Origin of the sequence: Actinoallomurus sp. NPDC052308 (genome assembly GCF_040679195.1) — a bacterium.
Taxonomy (GTDB): domain Bacteria; phylum Actinomycetota; class Actinomycetes; order Streptosporangiales; family Streptosporangiaceae; genus Actinoallomurus; species Actinoallomurus liliacearum.
In genome coordinates this window covers 69,664-83,989 of record NZ_JBFAUM010000014.1, presented here as the reverse complement: position 1 = coordinate 83,989, position 14,326 = coordinate 69,664, and the positions used below count along the sequence as shown (strand labels likewise).

Sequence of the window (14,326 nt, the reverse complement as noted above, 5' to 3'; positions counted from 1 at the left end):
CTGAGGGCCGGGTGTGCTCGTAACACGGAGCGGGGCTCGCGTACTCAGGTACGCGGCCCCGCTTTTGTACCGCCACGAGCCACGCCCGGTCATCGCCGACATCGAAACGCGGGAGCATCGCAGCTGACCCGTGTCCATCGCACGGTCGTCTCATCGGCATGGGGCGGTGCCCGGGTCGACGCCGAGCGCCCGCCATTCTCCGGGGAGGGTCGGGCCGGTGAGGACGGCGCAGATCCGGCGAGTGGCGATCGAGGGGTCGGTGTTCCACACTCCGACGCTGCCGTCGACACCGGCGCTGGCCAGCAGGTCGCCGTGAGGACTGAAGGCGAGTCTGTTCAGTACGCCCAGGTGACCGGTGAGGTCGGCGACGCGGCGGCCGGTCGAGACGCTCCACAGCCGGATGACGGTGTCTCCTTGGGTCCCGGTCGCCAGAGTGCGGTCGTCGGGGGAGAACGCGACGTCCCTGATGCTGGAAGGGTGGGCGGCGAAGGTTCGGCGGAGCCGGCCGGTGTCCAGGTCCCACAGCTTGATGACGCGGCCGGATCCGGCGGTGGCGAGCGTACGGCCGTCGTGGCTCACCGAAATCCCGACCACCTGATCCGGACCGGTTCGCAGCGACCGTTCGGCCGACGGGTCCGTAGTTCGCCAGATTCGCACCAGGCTGTCGGCGAGGCCGAGATTCCGCGCCGCAGGCGCGGTGGCGGTGGCGGTGGCCGCGGCCAGCAGCCGGGAGCCGTCCGGGGTGAAGACGAGCCGGTCCGAGCGGTAGATGCCCAGGTCGATGACCCCGCGGCGGCGCAACGTACGGGCGTCCCATACATAGACGGCGTTGCCGCCACCGATCAGAGTGCCGGTGGGTACGGCCGTGGCGGCGAGCAGCGTGCCGTCAGGAGAGAAGGTCACGGCGTCGGCGGACAGACCACGGCCGACGGAGAGGTCGGCGCGTTCGCGCCCGGCGGTGTCGAACAGGCGGACCGTCCCCTTGACGGACGTGGCTGCGAGGGTGCCGTCCGGGTCGTAGGAGACACCCGTCTTTCCCAGGGCCTCACCGGATCGTACCGACAGGAGCGGTTTCGGGGGGAGGCCTGTGACGTCCCAGGTGGATACGGCACCCCGGCCGTCCACCGCCGCCAGTCGCTCACCAGAGCGGTCGAAGGCGACACCCGTCATGGCGGCGTCGTCATCGACACCGCTCAGCCAGGTGTTCGCGCGTCGCCACAGGATCGTGGAACCCGCGGGGCCCGCCGCCGCGATCAGCCTCCCGTCGGCCGACACCCCCACGTCGAGGAGGGTTCCGCCCGCGGGCCGGGCGAACGAATCGGTGTCCCAAGAATGCTGCCGAAGATGCCAGGTCCGTACTGTGCGATCTCCCCCGACGACGATGAGCCGATCGGTTCCGGCGAAGGCCAGCGCCCCGACCGGGTCGGACACCTGCCGGCCCGCCGCTCCCCGCCTCCGGCCTGAGGCGTCCCAGAAGAGGACCCGGCCGTCTCGTACGCCGCCGGTCGCCAGCGTCCCATCGGGAGAGAACGCCACGCTCACCTCCGACTCGTGAGCGTGTCCACTCAGGGTGGCGATCTTTCGGCCGTCTTTGAGCCGGTACAGCGCCGCCGTGCCGTCGCTGTGGCCGATGGCGATCTCATCGCCATCCGGGCTGTAGGCGAGGCTGGACGCGAGGCCTGACAGCAGGCCGGCGCGGGTGCCGGGAGTGCCCGTCCCCGGTGCGGGGAACTGCGTGAGGAGCCGGCCCGAGCGTGGGTCCCACTGACGGAGCACGACGACGCCGCCCGGGGCCGCGCACGCCAAGGCCAGCGCCTGCCCGTCCGGCCGCCAGGCCACCGGGTGCAACGTCGGCCAGCGCGGGGTCGCCAGTGCCCGGCCGTCCGAGGTCGTCCACACCGCGACGTGGCCGTCCAGGGCACCGGCCGCCAGCATGGTGCCGTCGGGAGAGAACCTCATCACCGTTGCCGCGGTCGGCAGGCCACGCAACCGCGCGCGTTGCCGGTGCGTGTGAGCGTCCCAGAGCCGTATCGTGCCGTCGGCGCCGCCGGTGGCGACCAGGTCGCCGACGGGACTGATCGCCACGCTGTTCGATCCCTCGGTGTCGCCGAGTTGGCCGGCGTGGGCCAGCATCTGCGCCGACAGCACCGCGCCCCGGGCCTCGGCGGTCGGGGACGTGCGCCAGGCCAGGGCCGCCAGCATCATGGCGCGCCGTGGGTCCGCGCGCCCCGCCAGGACCGACTCGGCGGCCCGCGCGCGGGAGACCGCCTCGGCCTGACGCTCCCGGGCGGTACCGCGCTGCTGGAAGGCGACCGTGCCGGCGGCCAGGGCGACGACCAGGAGGGCGGCTTGACCCGCCACCAGCCGGCGCAGCCGCCGAACGCGCCTGCGCTCGGCCATCAGCGTGGCCTCGGCCGCGGCCGCGCTCGCGCGCAGGAACCGGTCCTCAGGCGTGGTGAGGTCGGTACGGTCCGCGGCCCACTCCCGCGCCTCCGCGAGCCGCGCTCCCCGGTACAGGACGCTATCGTCCTGCCCTGACTCCGACCAGTACCGCGCGGCGTCGGCCAGACGCTGGCGTACGAGCAGGGACCGGCGATCCTCCTCGACCCACTCACTCAGCCGCGGCCAGGCGGTCAGCAGGACATCATGGGCGATCTCGGCGGCCGCCTCGTCGAGGATGACCAGACGTCTGTCCGTGAACGCGCCCAGCACGGCGTCGACGTCGGTGATCTCTCCCGCAGCCCGCCCGGCGTACAGGTCTTCGCGCCGCACCGTACGGCGGGCGAGCCGACCATCCGCGGAGATGAGGACCAGCCGCCGGAACACCTCCGCCGCGATAGCCCGCCGCGGTGCCTCAAGGCCCTCATAGACGCCGTCGGCACTGGTTCGCACGGCGTACGCCACACCACCCGACAGACCGTAACCGCGCCTGGTGAGCCGCTCGCCGGTGCGGTTCTCCCACGTGAGCAACATGGCCTGCGACAGCAACGGCAGCGCGCCGGCCTCATAGCCGCCGGTCGTCCCGGCGGCACGCAACTCGGCGAGGATGTCATCGACCAGGCCCGCCTCGATCTCCAAACGGGCCGCCGCGGCGGGCCCGGTGATCGCTCGTCTCAACTCGGGCTCGCTCATCGGCCCGACCACGAACTGCCCGTCCCGCAGGGCATCGATCAGCTGCGGGTAGACGGCGCAGCGCTCCCAGAAGTCCCCGCGCACGCTGAGCACGACCAGCGCCGGTGGAGTGTCCGCCGGCCCGCACGCAGTGCCCGCCGCCGCGCCCAGCGCGGTGATGAACGCCTGCCGCTCGGCCTCGCCACGGCCGGTCTCGTCGTCCCCGGACGTGAAGATCTTCTCGAACTGGTCAACGACCAGAACCAGCCGCTCACGCCCAGCGCCGGTACCGGCGTCGGGCGAGGCTCGCCGGTGCGCCACCAACGCCCGCCGGACGAGCAGGTGTGCCTGGCCGGGATCCGCTGTCAGATCACGCCGGACGGCCCCCACGTCCGTTCCGCCTAATACGGCCAGCTGGATCGCCAGCTCCTCCAGCGGAGCACGCGTCAAGGTGAGGAGGACGCGGGGCCACTCCTGCGATCCGAGGCCCAGCGCGCCACGCGCCAGCATCGGCATCAGGCCCGCGCGCAGCAGAGACGACTTGCCCGCCCCGGACGCACCGGTCACGACCACGATGCCCCGGCCGCTCAGACACTCGGCGATCTTGCCGACCAGCTCGGTGGCCAGCTGCTCACGGCCGTAGAAGACCTCAGAGTGTTCCGTCTCGAACGGCCACAGGCCCTGGTACGGACACCCGGTCCAGCGCGGCACCTCGGCCATGTGCCCGCCGCCGCCCGACTCTGTCCCGGCATGCCGGTCGAGGCGGGCTATGTCCTCGCGGAGCAGCCGCAACTGCGTCGACTGCCAGCGCAGCCGCTCACTGTCGGCCCGCCGCTCGGCCTCCGACTCCACCAGCCCGCCAAGGATCGAGGCGACCGCGTCTCGGACGTCGGTGAGCAAGAACCCGAAATCGTCGAACTTCTCACTCAGCGTCGTGAACGCCAGAGCCACCTCGTACTGCAGCTCGACGTCACCCGTCTCGACGACCTCCTCCAGCACGGCCCGGACCGCCCCGATCTCCCGCAGAACCGCGGCGACCTCGCTGCGCAGAGACGCGGCCGGCGTTCCCCCGCTCTGCAGTACCTCCTCGATCCGCTGGGCCAGGACCTTCTCGATCTCCGCCTGCGCCGGCGACCCTCCGTCGGCGCGCAGGCGGTCGACCGCCTCTTCGATCAGGTTCGTGAGGACGTTCGCGCCGACCGAGCCGAGCACCCCCACGCTCGCCGCGATCTGCGCGCCGTTTCCCGGCAACGCGACGACCACCGGCCCGAAGGCACCCGCGCACAGCAGAGCCGTCAGGCCCGCGGGCGAGATCCGCCGGAAACCCTGCCCAGCCCGGCGGGTGGCCTCCGCAACCCGAACACGCGCCCCTGCCCGCATCCGCCGGTTCTGCTCGCCCGCCGTCCCCGTGTCATCCACCGCATCAATATGACCGCCAGGGCCGGCAACGGCGGAAGGAACCACCCACGGGCCGGCTTCTCGGCCGGAAGCGGCCACCCGCCCCTGGCCGCACAAGAGCACGATGGTGTCCTCGCGCAGCCGACCGGAGAACAAGCGGCGTTGTTGTGCCAAGGGCGAGTGCTGCCGGCAGACGCTCTCGGAGCGCAGCGTTCAGGACGTCCTCGGGGTCCTGCGCAGCGCTCTTTCCGCGGCCGTCGCTGAGGAACTGATCGCCAAGAACGCCGCGACCGCCCTCCGGCAACCCAAAACCCCGGTTACGCGAACCTTCCGGCGAAGCCGGGTACTCCGAGAGATCGGTGTGCCCGGCTTTTCGCGTTTCTGTCTAAGTGCTGCGGAGCGACGGGATCGCGGGCTTGCTCTGGGAGGTGGCCGAATGATCGCCGTAACGTTCCTCGCCCTGGCCGTCACCGCGCTGGCCCTCGTCCTGCTCCTGCTCGTCCTCGTCGGTGCGCGCCGCGAAGCGCCCTGGACCGCGCTGGAAGGCCAGCCACCCACCCCGTTGGCCGGCTTCGCTCGCGCCGCGCTGGGGGTCTACGTCCGCAAGAACACCCACGACCAGGCCACCGAGAACACTCAGATCGCCGAACTGATCAAGGGACGGAAGTGATGCACATGCGCCGACTCCTCGACGGATTCGCCGGACGCCGCTGCACCTGTGGCGCGCTCGTCGAAATCGGCGACCTTATCGATCAGCGCGTCCAGCGGCGGAGAAAGCCCCTCATTGTCGAAGGCACGCGCTCGCCGCTCCGCGGACGCCCGGCCCTTCCCGTTCAGCACGCGACCCACCAGGGCTCGGTGTGCCGCCCGCTTCTTGTCCTCATCCGCCACCGCGCCCGCCACCCTCTTCCGCGAACTCGACCATCTGTCCTCATGACTATGACGATCGACACCCGCCGAACGTGACACCCCGCACCCGCCGGCCGGTCATGCTCCGGTCGCCGTGTCCGCGACTAACAACGATCTTCTGTTCATTCACTCCGGAACCGTGTCACGTGGGCGGTGCACACGGTCGGGCATGCCACTAGCGTGGAAGCTCCCAATTCATTTTCGCCACACGGGCATCGCCCTCCACCATTCACTTTTGCCTGCACGATTTCTCAAAAGTGATGACGATTGGAACCAAGGAATATCGTGAACAAGGAGCTGTCATGAGCCAGGGCACGACCTCGGCCGGCGGCGGTGTCAGCGGCGTCCCTCCCGAGGAAGGAGCCGGCCGGCACTCCTCGTTGGTCCTGCTCGTCGTTTCCACGGCGATCCTGCTCGACGCTCTGGACCTGTCCATCACTCAGGTCGCGCTCCCCGACATCCGCGCGAGCCTCGGCTTGTCCACGTCCGGCGTGCAGTGGACCGTCAACGCCTACGTCCTCACCTACGCCGGTTTCCTCCTCTTCGGCGGCCGCGCCGCCGACCTGTTGGGCGCCCGCCGCGTCTTCCTCTTCGGCCTGGCCGTCTTCGGCGTCATGTCGCTGGTCGCCGGGCTCTCGCCGAACGCGGCTGTGGTCATCCTCGCCCGCGCCATCCAGGGCATCGGCGCCGCTTTCACCGTGCCCTCCAGCGTCGCGATCATCGCCGGTACCTTCGCCGAGGGCCACGAGCGCAACCGCGCCTTCGGCGTCTTCTCCGCGGCCGCCGCCTCCGGCTTCTCCGCCGGCCTGATCCTCGGCGGTGTCCTCACCGACCTGCTCAACTGGCGCTGGATCTTCTTCGTGAAGGTCCCGATCGTGGCGGCCACACTGATCATCGCGGTCCGCGTCATCCCCCGCAGTGTCGAGACCCATGACCGCTCACGCGGCTACGACCTGCTCGGCGGTGTGCTCGGCACCGCCGGTCTCCTGCTCATCGCGTTCGCCGTCACGCAGATCGCCGACCACACCGTCCCGGTGCCGCTGGTCATCGCCTCGGCGGTCGTCGCCGTGGTCCTGCTGATCGCGTTCGTCGTCAACGAGGCCAAGCACCCTGACCCTCTCCTGCCTCTGGGGATCTTCCGGATGCCGACCCTCCGCAACGCCGACATCTCGTCGCTGGCCGTGCTCGCCGCCCCGTTCGGCTACTCCTACGTGGTCACCCTCTACACACAGGAGGTTCTGCACTACTCGCCGCTGAAGACCGGTCTGGCGCTGCTGCCGGCGGCGGTGGTGTCCGCCCTCGTATCCCGCTACATGGCGCCGGCCCTCATCCGCCGCCATGGCATGCGCATCACCGGCAGCCTCGGCGGTCTGTTCCTGGTCGCGGTCGGATTCTCCATGCTGAGCCTCGTCGGCGTCGACACCGGCTATGCCACCGTGCTGCTGCCCTCATCGATCATCTGCCTGGGTCTCGGCGTGGGCAACGCCTACCCGACCTACGCCATCGGCGGTGTGACCGGGGTCGGCGTCGCACAGCAGGGTCTGGCGGCGGGCATCCAACAGACCGCACTCCAGGTCGGCGGTGGGCTCGGCCTCGCCCTGGTGGCTACCGGTGTCAGCGCCTCGCTCGACGGCAGAACCGACCCGAACGACTACATCCGCGCCCTGCACGTCGGCGCGATCGTCGGCACCGTCATCACACTGCTCGGTGCGATCGGCACCCTCCTCGGCCGAATGGACGCCCCCGAGCCGGTCGCCGAAGAACAGGAGCAGGAGGCAACGGCGTAGGCCCTTGGAAGGGACCATGCCGCCGACTTCCGGGCCGACGCGACTGCGGTCGTGGCCGTGGCCGTCGGGGAAGTTGGTGGCACCGATGACTCCTCATGGGTAAAGTCGCCAGTTGACATGGGACCGGAACTCAAACATCTCCGGTATTTCGTCGCAGTGGCGGAGGACCTGAGTTTCTCCAGGGCCGCCCTGCGGCTTTATGTCTCGCAGCAGGCGCTGAGCCGCATCATCCAGCAGCTCGAACACCAGCTCGGCGTCAAGCTGTTCGAGCGCACGACCCGCAGTGTGCGGCTGACCTCCGCGGGTCAGGCGATGCTCGGCCCCGCGCGGCAGTCGATCGCCGCCGCCGAGGACGCGCTCAAGGCCGCCCAGCAGGCCGGCAACGGCGGGTATCAGCCCTCGCTGCGGGTCGACATCTCCTCCAGCGGCCTTCAGACCGGGGCGGTTCTGCTGCGCCACTTCCGGCGGCTGCACCCGCGGATTCCGGTGCTGCAGATCGAGGAGGGCGTCACTCAGGGCCTGGTCGCCCTGCAGGAGGGTCGCCTCGACGTGCTGCTCGGGCTGGCCACCCACTGTCCGATCGAGATCCCGGCCGAGGTGATCCGGCGGGAGACGATCGTGCTGGGCATGGCCGCCGACCATCCGCTCGCGGATCTGGAGGTCGTTCCGGTGGCGCGGCTGGCCGACTTCGAGTTGTTGCTGCCCACCGAAGAGGTGGCCGTCGAGTGGGTCGAGTTCGTCGCGCAGTTCTGCCGGCAGGCGGGCGTCCGAGTGCGCAGGTGGCCGGGCGTCACTTACGGCTCACATGGCGCGGCGGACGTGCTGCGCGAGAGGCTCTGCGTCACACCGACGACGCGCTGGAACGAACCACCTGCCGATCTGGTGTTCCGCCCGCTCGTCGAGCCTGTGCCGGTGTTCACCTGGGCCATGATGACCGCACCTGCCGCCGAGAACACGCCTCAGGTCAGAGCCTTCGTCGAGTGCGCCCGCATGGTCGCCGAACAGTACGCCTGGCTACTGCCACTCGAAGACGCCATGGCCCGAGGAGCCGACGCGACCTCATGAGACCTGCCGTACCACTCACTTCTCGAACACGGCTTCGGGATGCGAAGTGCGGGGCCTGCCCGTCGGCGAAGCCCCTGGTGGTCCGCTACGGCGCACCGTACGGCCGCGACGTGGAGACGCCACCGCGCAGCGCAGTCCCATGGGCGCTCGGCTTCGACCGGGGGGTGCTGACTCCCTGGGGTTTACCGCGTCGAATCGGTTCGCTGCGGTGGGCCTTACGAAGGAGACGCGAGGGGCTGACGCCAGGTGTCGCGTCTGGACTGACGTGCCTGCACGGTCCCGCCCCCCTCATGGGAGGGCAGAGGGGGCATCGGACTGCCCGCTGGGCGCCGGTTCCATGAAAATTTCATTCTCGCAGGTCTGTCGTCCTTCCCCCACGTGCGCCCACCTGCGCGATCGCCGTGATGCCCCTGGACGCCGAGACCGGGTCCGAGTAGAGCATTGCCCGGAGATCCGGATGACCATACTCTCGGCCTCATCGAGCGAACCGATTCGACCGGCTGCCGCGCCGGGCCGCGGGAGTTGGCGGCCGACCGCCGCCAGCGCGCCTCTCTGACGCGGTCCCGGCTCCGCCTCGCCGATGTCCGCCGATCAGCACAGGCCCGGTGCCCGGGCCGCGTCGAGTCGCCGCCGGTACGCGGCCCCGACGGAGAAGGGATCGCATGTCCAGCACATCCCATCAGCCCCCGGCTGGGCGCGTGAGCAGAGCGCTCGCCCCACTCGTCGTCCTCATCGCCGCTGTCGCTGCCTTCCTCGTCCCGCTCGGGCGCGCCCAAGCGGCGACCGTCAGTTTCACCCTCGGCACCACCCGCACCGACACCAGCGGTCGTGCCCTGCAGTTGCACGGGCTGGGCATCGTCAAGGTGGGCTCCACCTGGTACGGCTTCGGAGAGGACAAGACCGGCGAGACGAGCAGTAACACCTCGTTCCAGGACATCCCCTGTTACTCGTCCACCGACCTGGCGACCTGGACCCATCAGGGCGTCGCTCTGGCCCGGCAGGGCAGCGGCGACCTCGGACCAAACCGCATCGTCGAACGGCCCAAGGTCATCTACAACGCGTCCACCCAGATGTACGTGATGTACCTACACATCGACAACATGAGCTACTCGGAGATGAAGGTCGGCGTGGCGACCAGCCCGACGCCCTGCGGCCCGTACACCTACCGGGGTAGCTTCCAGCCGCTCGGCAACCAGAGCCGGGACATCGGCCTGTTCCAGGACACCGACGGCAGTGCCTACCTGATGAGCGAGAACGGCGGGCACGGACTGCGCGTCTACCGGCTGTCACAGGACTACCTGTCGGTGGTCTCCACGGTGACCGTGCTGCCGGACCTCGAGGCGCCCGCGATTGTGAAGATCGCTGGGACCTACTACCTGCTCGCCTCCCACCTGACCGGCTGGGGCACGAACGACAACGTGTACGCCACCGCGACGTCTCTCGGCGGACCGTGGTCCTCCTGGCGAAATTTCGCGGCACCGGGCACGAACACGTACAACAGCCAGACCGCGAACATCATCACCGTCCAGGGCAGCGCCGCGACGACTTACATCTACGCAGGCGACCGGTGGAACACCGGCGACATGGCCGACTCGCCGTTGATCTGGCTCCCCCTCACCATCCGCGACACGACGGTCAACCTGGGCCAGTACCCGACATGGAGCCTGGACGCGAGCGCGGGCACCTGGTCGGCGGGCTCCGGGCTCCCCACCAGCGCGACGCACACCCTCGCCAACGGGAACAGCGGAATGCTGATGGACGTCTCCAGTGCCTCCACCGCGAACGGCGGCAGCGTCATCCAGTGGCCGGCCAACGGCGGAGCCAACCAGCAGTGGCGGCTGACCCGGCTCGCCGACAATGTCTACACGCTCGTCAGCGTGAACAGCGGCCTCTGCCTAGACGTGCCGAACCAGTCCACCGCCAGCGGCCAGCAACTGCAGCAGTGGACGTGTAACGGTGGCGCGAACCAGCAGTGGGCCGCCGACCTGGTCGGCAGCTACAACGGCAGCAACTACGCACTGGTGAACATCGGCAACGGCCTGACGATCGGCGTGGCCGACTCGTCGACCTCCCAGGGCGCGGCCATCCAGCAGCTCACAGGCACCGGTGCCGCAAGCCAGACCTGGCGCTTGTCCTGACACGGGTGCCGGTCGCCGCGGTACGTGCCCCCGGCGACCGGCACCGGATCGTCTTCCACCATTCGGCCACGGATGCTGTGCACAGTCCCTGGGGCGCCTGGGCCGCAGAAGCAGCTGCCGTCGCGGGCCTCGAGTCCCTGCGCACGGCGATGAAGCTCCCTGCGCACGGCGATGAAGCCTTCGGGAATCGAAGAAGGGCCCCGGAGTGATCTCCGGAACCCTCTCTGACCTGCTGTCACACTGGGTGGGCGATACTGGGTTCGAACCAGTGACCTCTTCGGTGTGAAGGAATCCCGAGCCTCCCGCGACCTGCGTGCGCCTCCTGTGACCGGCGCTGAGCATCCCACCGAAGATCGCGGACGTTCGTAGTGGACCGCAGGCTTAGGCGGCCTTTTAGGCTGCCCGTACTCCTGGCGCTTGTTGCGCAGGAACTGATCAACCGAGATCGCCACCTGCGACGCTGCGCGCCTACCGGCCGCTGACCTGCACACGAGCGGTTGTCATTGGTCATTGCCGGTCACCCCCGGCCACCCTTCGACGGCCCACAGACGGCCCAGTCGCCCCCTATGTTCCAGCGCACTTGGCGTCCCATTGCTGGAACATAGGGGGTGACTGTATCCCGGGTGTATCCCAAGTCTGCGCTGGTCACGGCACTACGGATACATAAGATACATGGGATACATCTGGCGAGCGGCAGTCCTCATCTACCTCGCGACAGGCGGACACCAGGGACACCTCTTGTCGGGTCAAGGCGCGATCGGCTGCTGCAGCTTAGCTGCAGGCCCGACCGTGACCCGATGTACGTCTTTGCCCGAGCCCGAACTGACCGTCCGAGCGTTGTCATGCTGCCTCGTGCGGCGCCCAACCTTCTCGGAACAGTTGACCGTGTCGCAAGTACTGGCGCGCACGAAAAGCGGCCCCCCGTGAAGGGGGCCGCCCGGTGCATCGAGGTCACTTGCTCATGACCTCGGTAGTTCAGAGCGTCTGCCGCCGCTGGGCACGCGCGGCATCTGCTTCCCGCCCACGCTGGGCACGCGCGGCATCTGCTTCCCGCCCACGCTGGGCACGCGCGGCATCTGCTTCCCGCCCACGTTGGGCACGCGCGGCATCTGCTTGCTGGTCCATTGCCATCTCCTTTGAGTCCTACGCCAAAAGGACTGATCGCCCTTCATGAAGGACAGTGCCGGAGGCGTTCCTGAGGTCAACGGCGGATTTTGCTGGTCACGGGTAACTCGACCCCGTATGTGGTGTCAGCTCTACCGCTCGCTGGTGGCCGGTGAGCGGTACCAACGCCATCCCCAGAGCCTGGGCGTCTCGCCGGAGGCATTCTCTGTCTATCCCGATGTATCCCGCGTTTGAGCACGTCAGAGAGCCGAGGATACACCCGATACGCGAGAGACGCCGGAGACGCTTCGGTCGATCGTCCCTGTATGGACTGAGAGCGCTACTTGTCGGTGCCGTCACCAGGCTTGCGCTCGGCGACGAAGGTTCCGCGCTGCGGCACGGTGTAGACCAGGCCTTCCTCTCGCAGCAGCGCGATGGCGCGCCGTGCGGTCGTACGCGCCACTTCGAACACGGCCACCAGGTCGGACTCCGTCGGGATGCGGGTGTTCGCCGGGAAGTCGCCGCGCTCGATGCGGCGGCGCAGCACAGCCGCGATCTGCATGTAAGGCGCTGTCGGCCCGGTCGGGTCGAGTTGCTCTCCCGGTTCGATCTCCACGACTCGAAGCTATCTGAGCAGGCATGACGTCCTACGTATCTATACGTAGCGATACGAGTTGGCTACCATCGTCACATGGTCGATGACGCAGAGCTGATCAACATGCGGGAGAAGTGGTCCGGAGGCTGGCGCATCTGGCGCGCCCGGCGAGCCGGAGACGTCGGCGAGGAGCGTAGCGGGGAATACGTCGCGTCTCGGATGGAGGCGGACGCCGGGGTCGATCAGACCGTGGTGAACGCCTCTCTGGCCCGCCTGGACGTCCTTCTCGGCGCCCAGGCCGAGGCCGCACAGGCGGGGCGGCGGCCCTGCGAGATCCACGCGAAGTGGGCCGACCAGTGGTGAGCCCGGACACCCCTGGTCCGCGTCAGCATGAACGCGGGCCAGAGTACGAACGCGCCCTGGTCGAGCTGCGCGAGGTGCTGGAGCTGCCGATCGTTGGCGATCCGCGCCGGGAACAGGAGTTTGCCGAGTTGCGGCGGCTGATCAGCAAGTACGTCGACGAGGCGCGAGGGTTCCTCGCCGACCTGGACGATCGATAGCCCCGGCGAGACCGGGAGATACTTGGTGGCTCGGCGGCTAGGCTAAGAGCGAGATAGCGGCGCTACGGCGCGCGTGCTCCACTCGTACATGCGATGATCGCGATTGAGCGCGATCAATGATGCTTCTTGTACTGTCACCTGCACAGGCTCGAGGTTAACCGACTCGACCGCCGCCACATATGATGCCGCCGTCCGATCTTTCTCGAAGTAGCCGAGGCTCACGTGCGGACGAAACTTATCCGCCGCTTCCGGGATATTGGCGGACCCCCGCACCGATCCGATTGCCTGGCGGATGGCCCTCCGAATCTCAATGACGCTCGCCTCTTCTGCGGGTGGAAGCACGATCGCTTCGTCCGCGACAAAGACTTTTTGGAACGTCAATTTCAACGGCTCGACCTCGGCGAGGCGGTGGCGCGCTGAATCCAGGATCTGATCGAGGTCTTCGGAGGAAACCTCGTCTACGAATCCGATGCCTTGCATCGTGAGATGGAGCCATTGCGGCGGGATGAAGCGTACCCCGCCGATCTCAGCTAGTGCCCGCTGGTATTCGGCGACCAGGCGATGCAGCTCGCTCGCGCCATCGAACGTGAGATGCCACGCGAAGAACTGGCGGCCGGCGCGCCAGCCGGGCCGCCACCACCAGTGGTCATGGACTCGGTCCGCGTGCGTGCCGGGAGGAAGGTCAGCAAAGGACACGGGTCACCTCATACATCGGATCGTGCTTCCGGCTGTTTGGCGTCCTGCTCTACGTCGTATTCATCGACGAACATGATCCGGTCGGCGGGCCAGGTCGATTCTGAGACTTCTAGGACCTGTCCGTCTCCGGCGCTAGCGACGTGAACCACGTTGAGTACCGGGCTGTTCGCCGGGATTTCCAACGTCTCGCTTTCCTGGAGCGATGCGGGACGCACGATCCACTGATCTCTAGCATGCGCGTATTGCTTACCCGAGAGATCCTCAACGCAGAGGAATAGGGCTTTGGGTACTACCGTTGGTTCCCCGAGGAAGGTGTCCCTTGCGAACGTAGCGGGAAGATAGCTCGCGCCGATCTCCTCCGGCCGACCGGTCTTTTTGTCGAACAGGACCCTTTGCCGAATTACGACTTCGGATCCTCGGGGAATCATCATCAGCTCGGCTATGTGGTCCGGTGCCGGAGAACACCCTGCGAAGGTGATCTCGTGGCGTAGATCGGTGGTAAGCAGCTTCTGATCTTTGCGGGCGCGGCCGTAGCGATCTCTCGATCGGCGCTGCCGCCGCCGTTGCTCCTTGACGAACGTGCCGATGCCCTGGCGAGACTCCACAAGGCCCTCGGCGCGCAACACGCCCATCGCCTGACGGATCGTCGGAAGACTGACATGGAAGCGCTCCGCGAGATCGGTCTCGGCCTGAACCCGGTCGCCTGGTGCGAGGGTCCCGTCTTGGATCTCGCGTCGTAGAGCGTTCGCTACGCGGTGATACTTCGGCTCCGCCATCCTGCACCTTCTCGTCTCGCCTATCAGGACTCAAGAGTACCTATCCTCATGAGGACTTGACGGGCTCTTCGCTGCTGTGGTTGCCTTCGGTCATCAGGTCCTAATGAGGACTTGAGGACAAGGGTGGTTGGCAGGCCACTCGTGTCCGTGCACAAGGAAGGCCCCGGCGGTGGCAGCCGCCGAGGCC

At 68.4% G+C, this 14,326-nt stretch carries 11 protein-coding genes; 6 read left to right on the top strand and 5 right to left on the bottom strand.

From position 1 onward, the window contains the following. Window positions 1-150: 150 nt before the first annotated feature. Entirely contained in the window at window positions 151-4,530 is a 4,380-nt protein-coding gene (locus AB0L00_RS28200; protein ID WP_364440108.1) for a hypothetical protein, read from the bottom strand. A 415-nt stretch (window positions 4,531-4,945) separates the two neighbouring features. Between AB0L00_RS28200 and AB0L00_RS28195 the strand changes: the two genes are divergently transcribed. After that, a complete protein-coding gene (locus AB0L00_RS28195; RefSeq protein ID WP_364440107.1) occupies window positions 4,946-5,179 on the top strand; it encodes a hypothetical protein in 234 nt (77 codons plus the stop codon). On the opposite strand, the gene AB0L00_RS28190 is transcribed toward AB0L00_RS28195, so the two are convergent. Then, complete coding sequence (locus AB0L00_RS28190; protein ID WP_364440106.1) at window positions 5,146-5,400, bottom strand: hypothetical protein; 255 nt, start codon at window positions 5,398-5,400, stop codon at window positions 5,146-5,148. The two genes, AB0L00_RS28195 and AB0L00_RS28190, sit on opposite strands and share 34 nt — an antisense overlap. 320 nt (window positions 5,401-5,720) lie before the next feature. Between AB0L00_RS28190 and AB0L00_RS28185 the strand changes: the two genes are divergently transcribed. The 3 genes from AB0L00_RS28185 (at window position 5,721) to AB0L00_RS28175 (ending at window position 10,408) form a co-directional block, all read left to right on the top strand. Next, window positions 5,721-7,205, top strand: a complete 1,485-nt coding sequence (locus AB0L00_RS28185) for an MFS transporter (RefSeq protein WP_364440105.1) — start codon at window positions 5,721-5,723, stop codon at window positions 7,203-7,205. A gap of 117 nt (window positions 7,206-7,322) precedes the next feature. Continuing rightward, window positions 7,323-8,270, top strand: a complete 948-nt coding sequence (locus tag AB0L00_RS28180; protein WP_364440208.1) for a LysR family transcriptional regulator — start codon at window positions 7,323-7,325, stop codon at window positions 8,268-8,270. A 698-nt stretch (window positions 8,271-8,968) separates the two neighbouring features. After that, the gene (locus AB0L00_RS28175) at window positions 8,969-10,408 is read left to right on the top strand and encodes an RICIN domain-containing protein (protein ID WP_364440104.1); all 1,440 of its coding nucleotides are present in this window, start codon (window positions 8,969-8,971) and stop codon (window positions 10,406-10,408) included. Between the two features lie 1,444 nt (window positions 10,409-11,852). On the opposite strand, the gene AB0L00_RS28170 is transcribed toward AB0L00_RS28175, so the two are convergent. Next, window positions 11,853-12,128, bottom strand: a complete 276-nt coding sequence (locus AB0L00_RS28170; protein WP_364440103.1) for a GntR family transcriptional regulator — start codon at window positions 12,126-12,128, stop codon at window positions 11,853-11,855. 75 nt (window positions 12,129-12,203) lie between these two features. Between AB0L00_RS28170 and AB0L00_RS28165 the strand changes: the two genes are divergently transcribed. Together AB0L00_RS28165 and AB0L00_RS28160 are read left to right on the top strand one after the other, a co-directional pair. Continuing rightward, window positions 12,204-12,470 (top strand): hypothetical protein, encoded by a 267-nt coding sequence (locus AB0L00_RS28165; RefSeq protein ID WP_364440102.1) that lies wholly within the window; start codon window positions 12,204-12,206, stop codon window positions 12,468-12,470. Continuing rightward, window positions 12,467-12,667 (top strand): hypothetical protein, encoded by a 201-nt coding sequence (locus tag AB0L00_RS28160; protein WP_364440101.1) that lies wholly within the window; start codon window positions 12,467-12,469, stop codon window positions 12,665-12,667. The genes AB0L00_RS28165 and AB0L00_RS28160 overlap by 4 nt, the downstream gene beginning before the upstream one ends. Window positions 12,668-12,709: 42 nt before the next feature. Here AB0L00_RS28160 and AB0L00_RS28155 read toward each other — a convergent pair whose 3' ends face one another. Then, window positions 12,710-13,363: a 2'-5' RNA ligase family protein gene (locus AB0L00_RS28155; protein ID WP_364440100.1), complete on the bottom strand. Its 654-nt coding sequence runs from the start codon at window positions 13,361-13,363 to the stop codon at window positions 12,710-12,712. Between the two features lie 8 nt (window positions 13,364-13,371). Then, complete coding sequence (locus AB0L00_RS28150) at window positions 13,372-14,139, bottom strand: GntR family transcriptional regulator (RefSeq protein ID WP_364440099.1); 768 nt, start codon at window positions 14,137-14,139, stop codon at window positions 13,372-13,374. Between the last annotated feature and the right edge of the window lie 187 nt (window positions 14,140-14,326).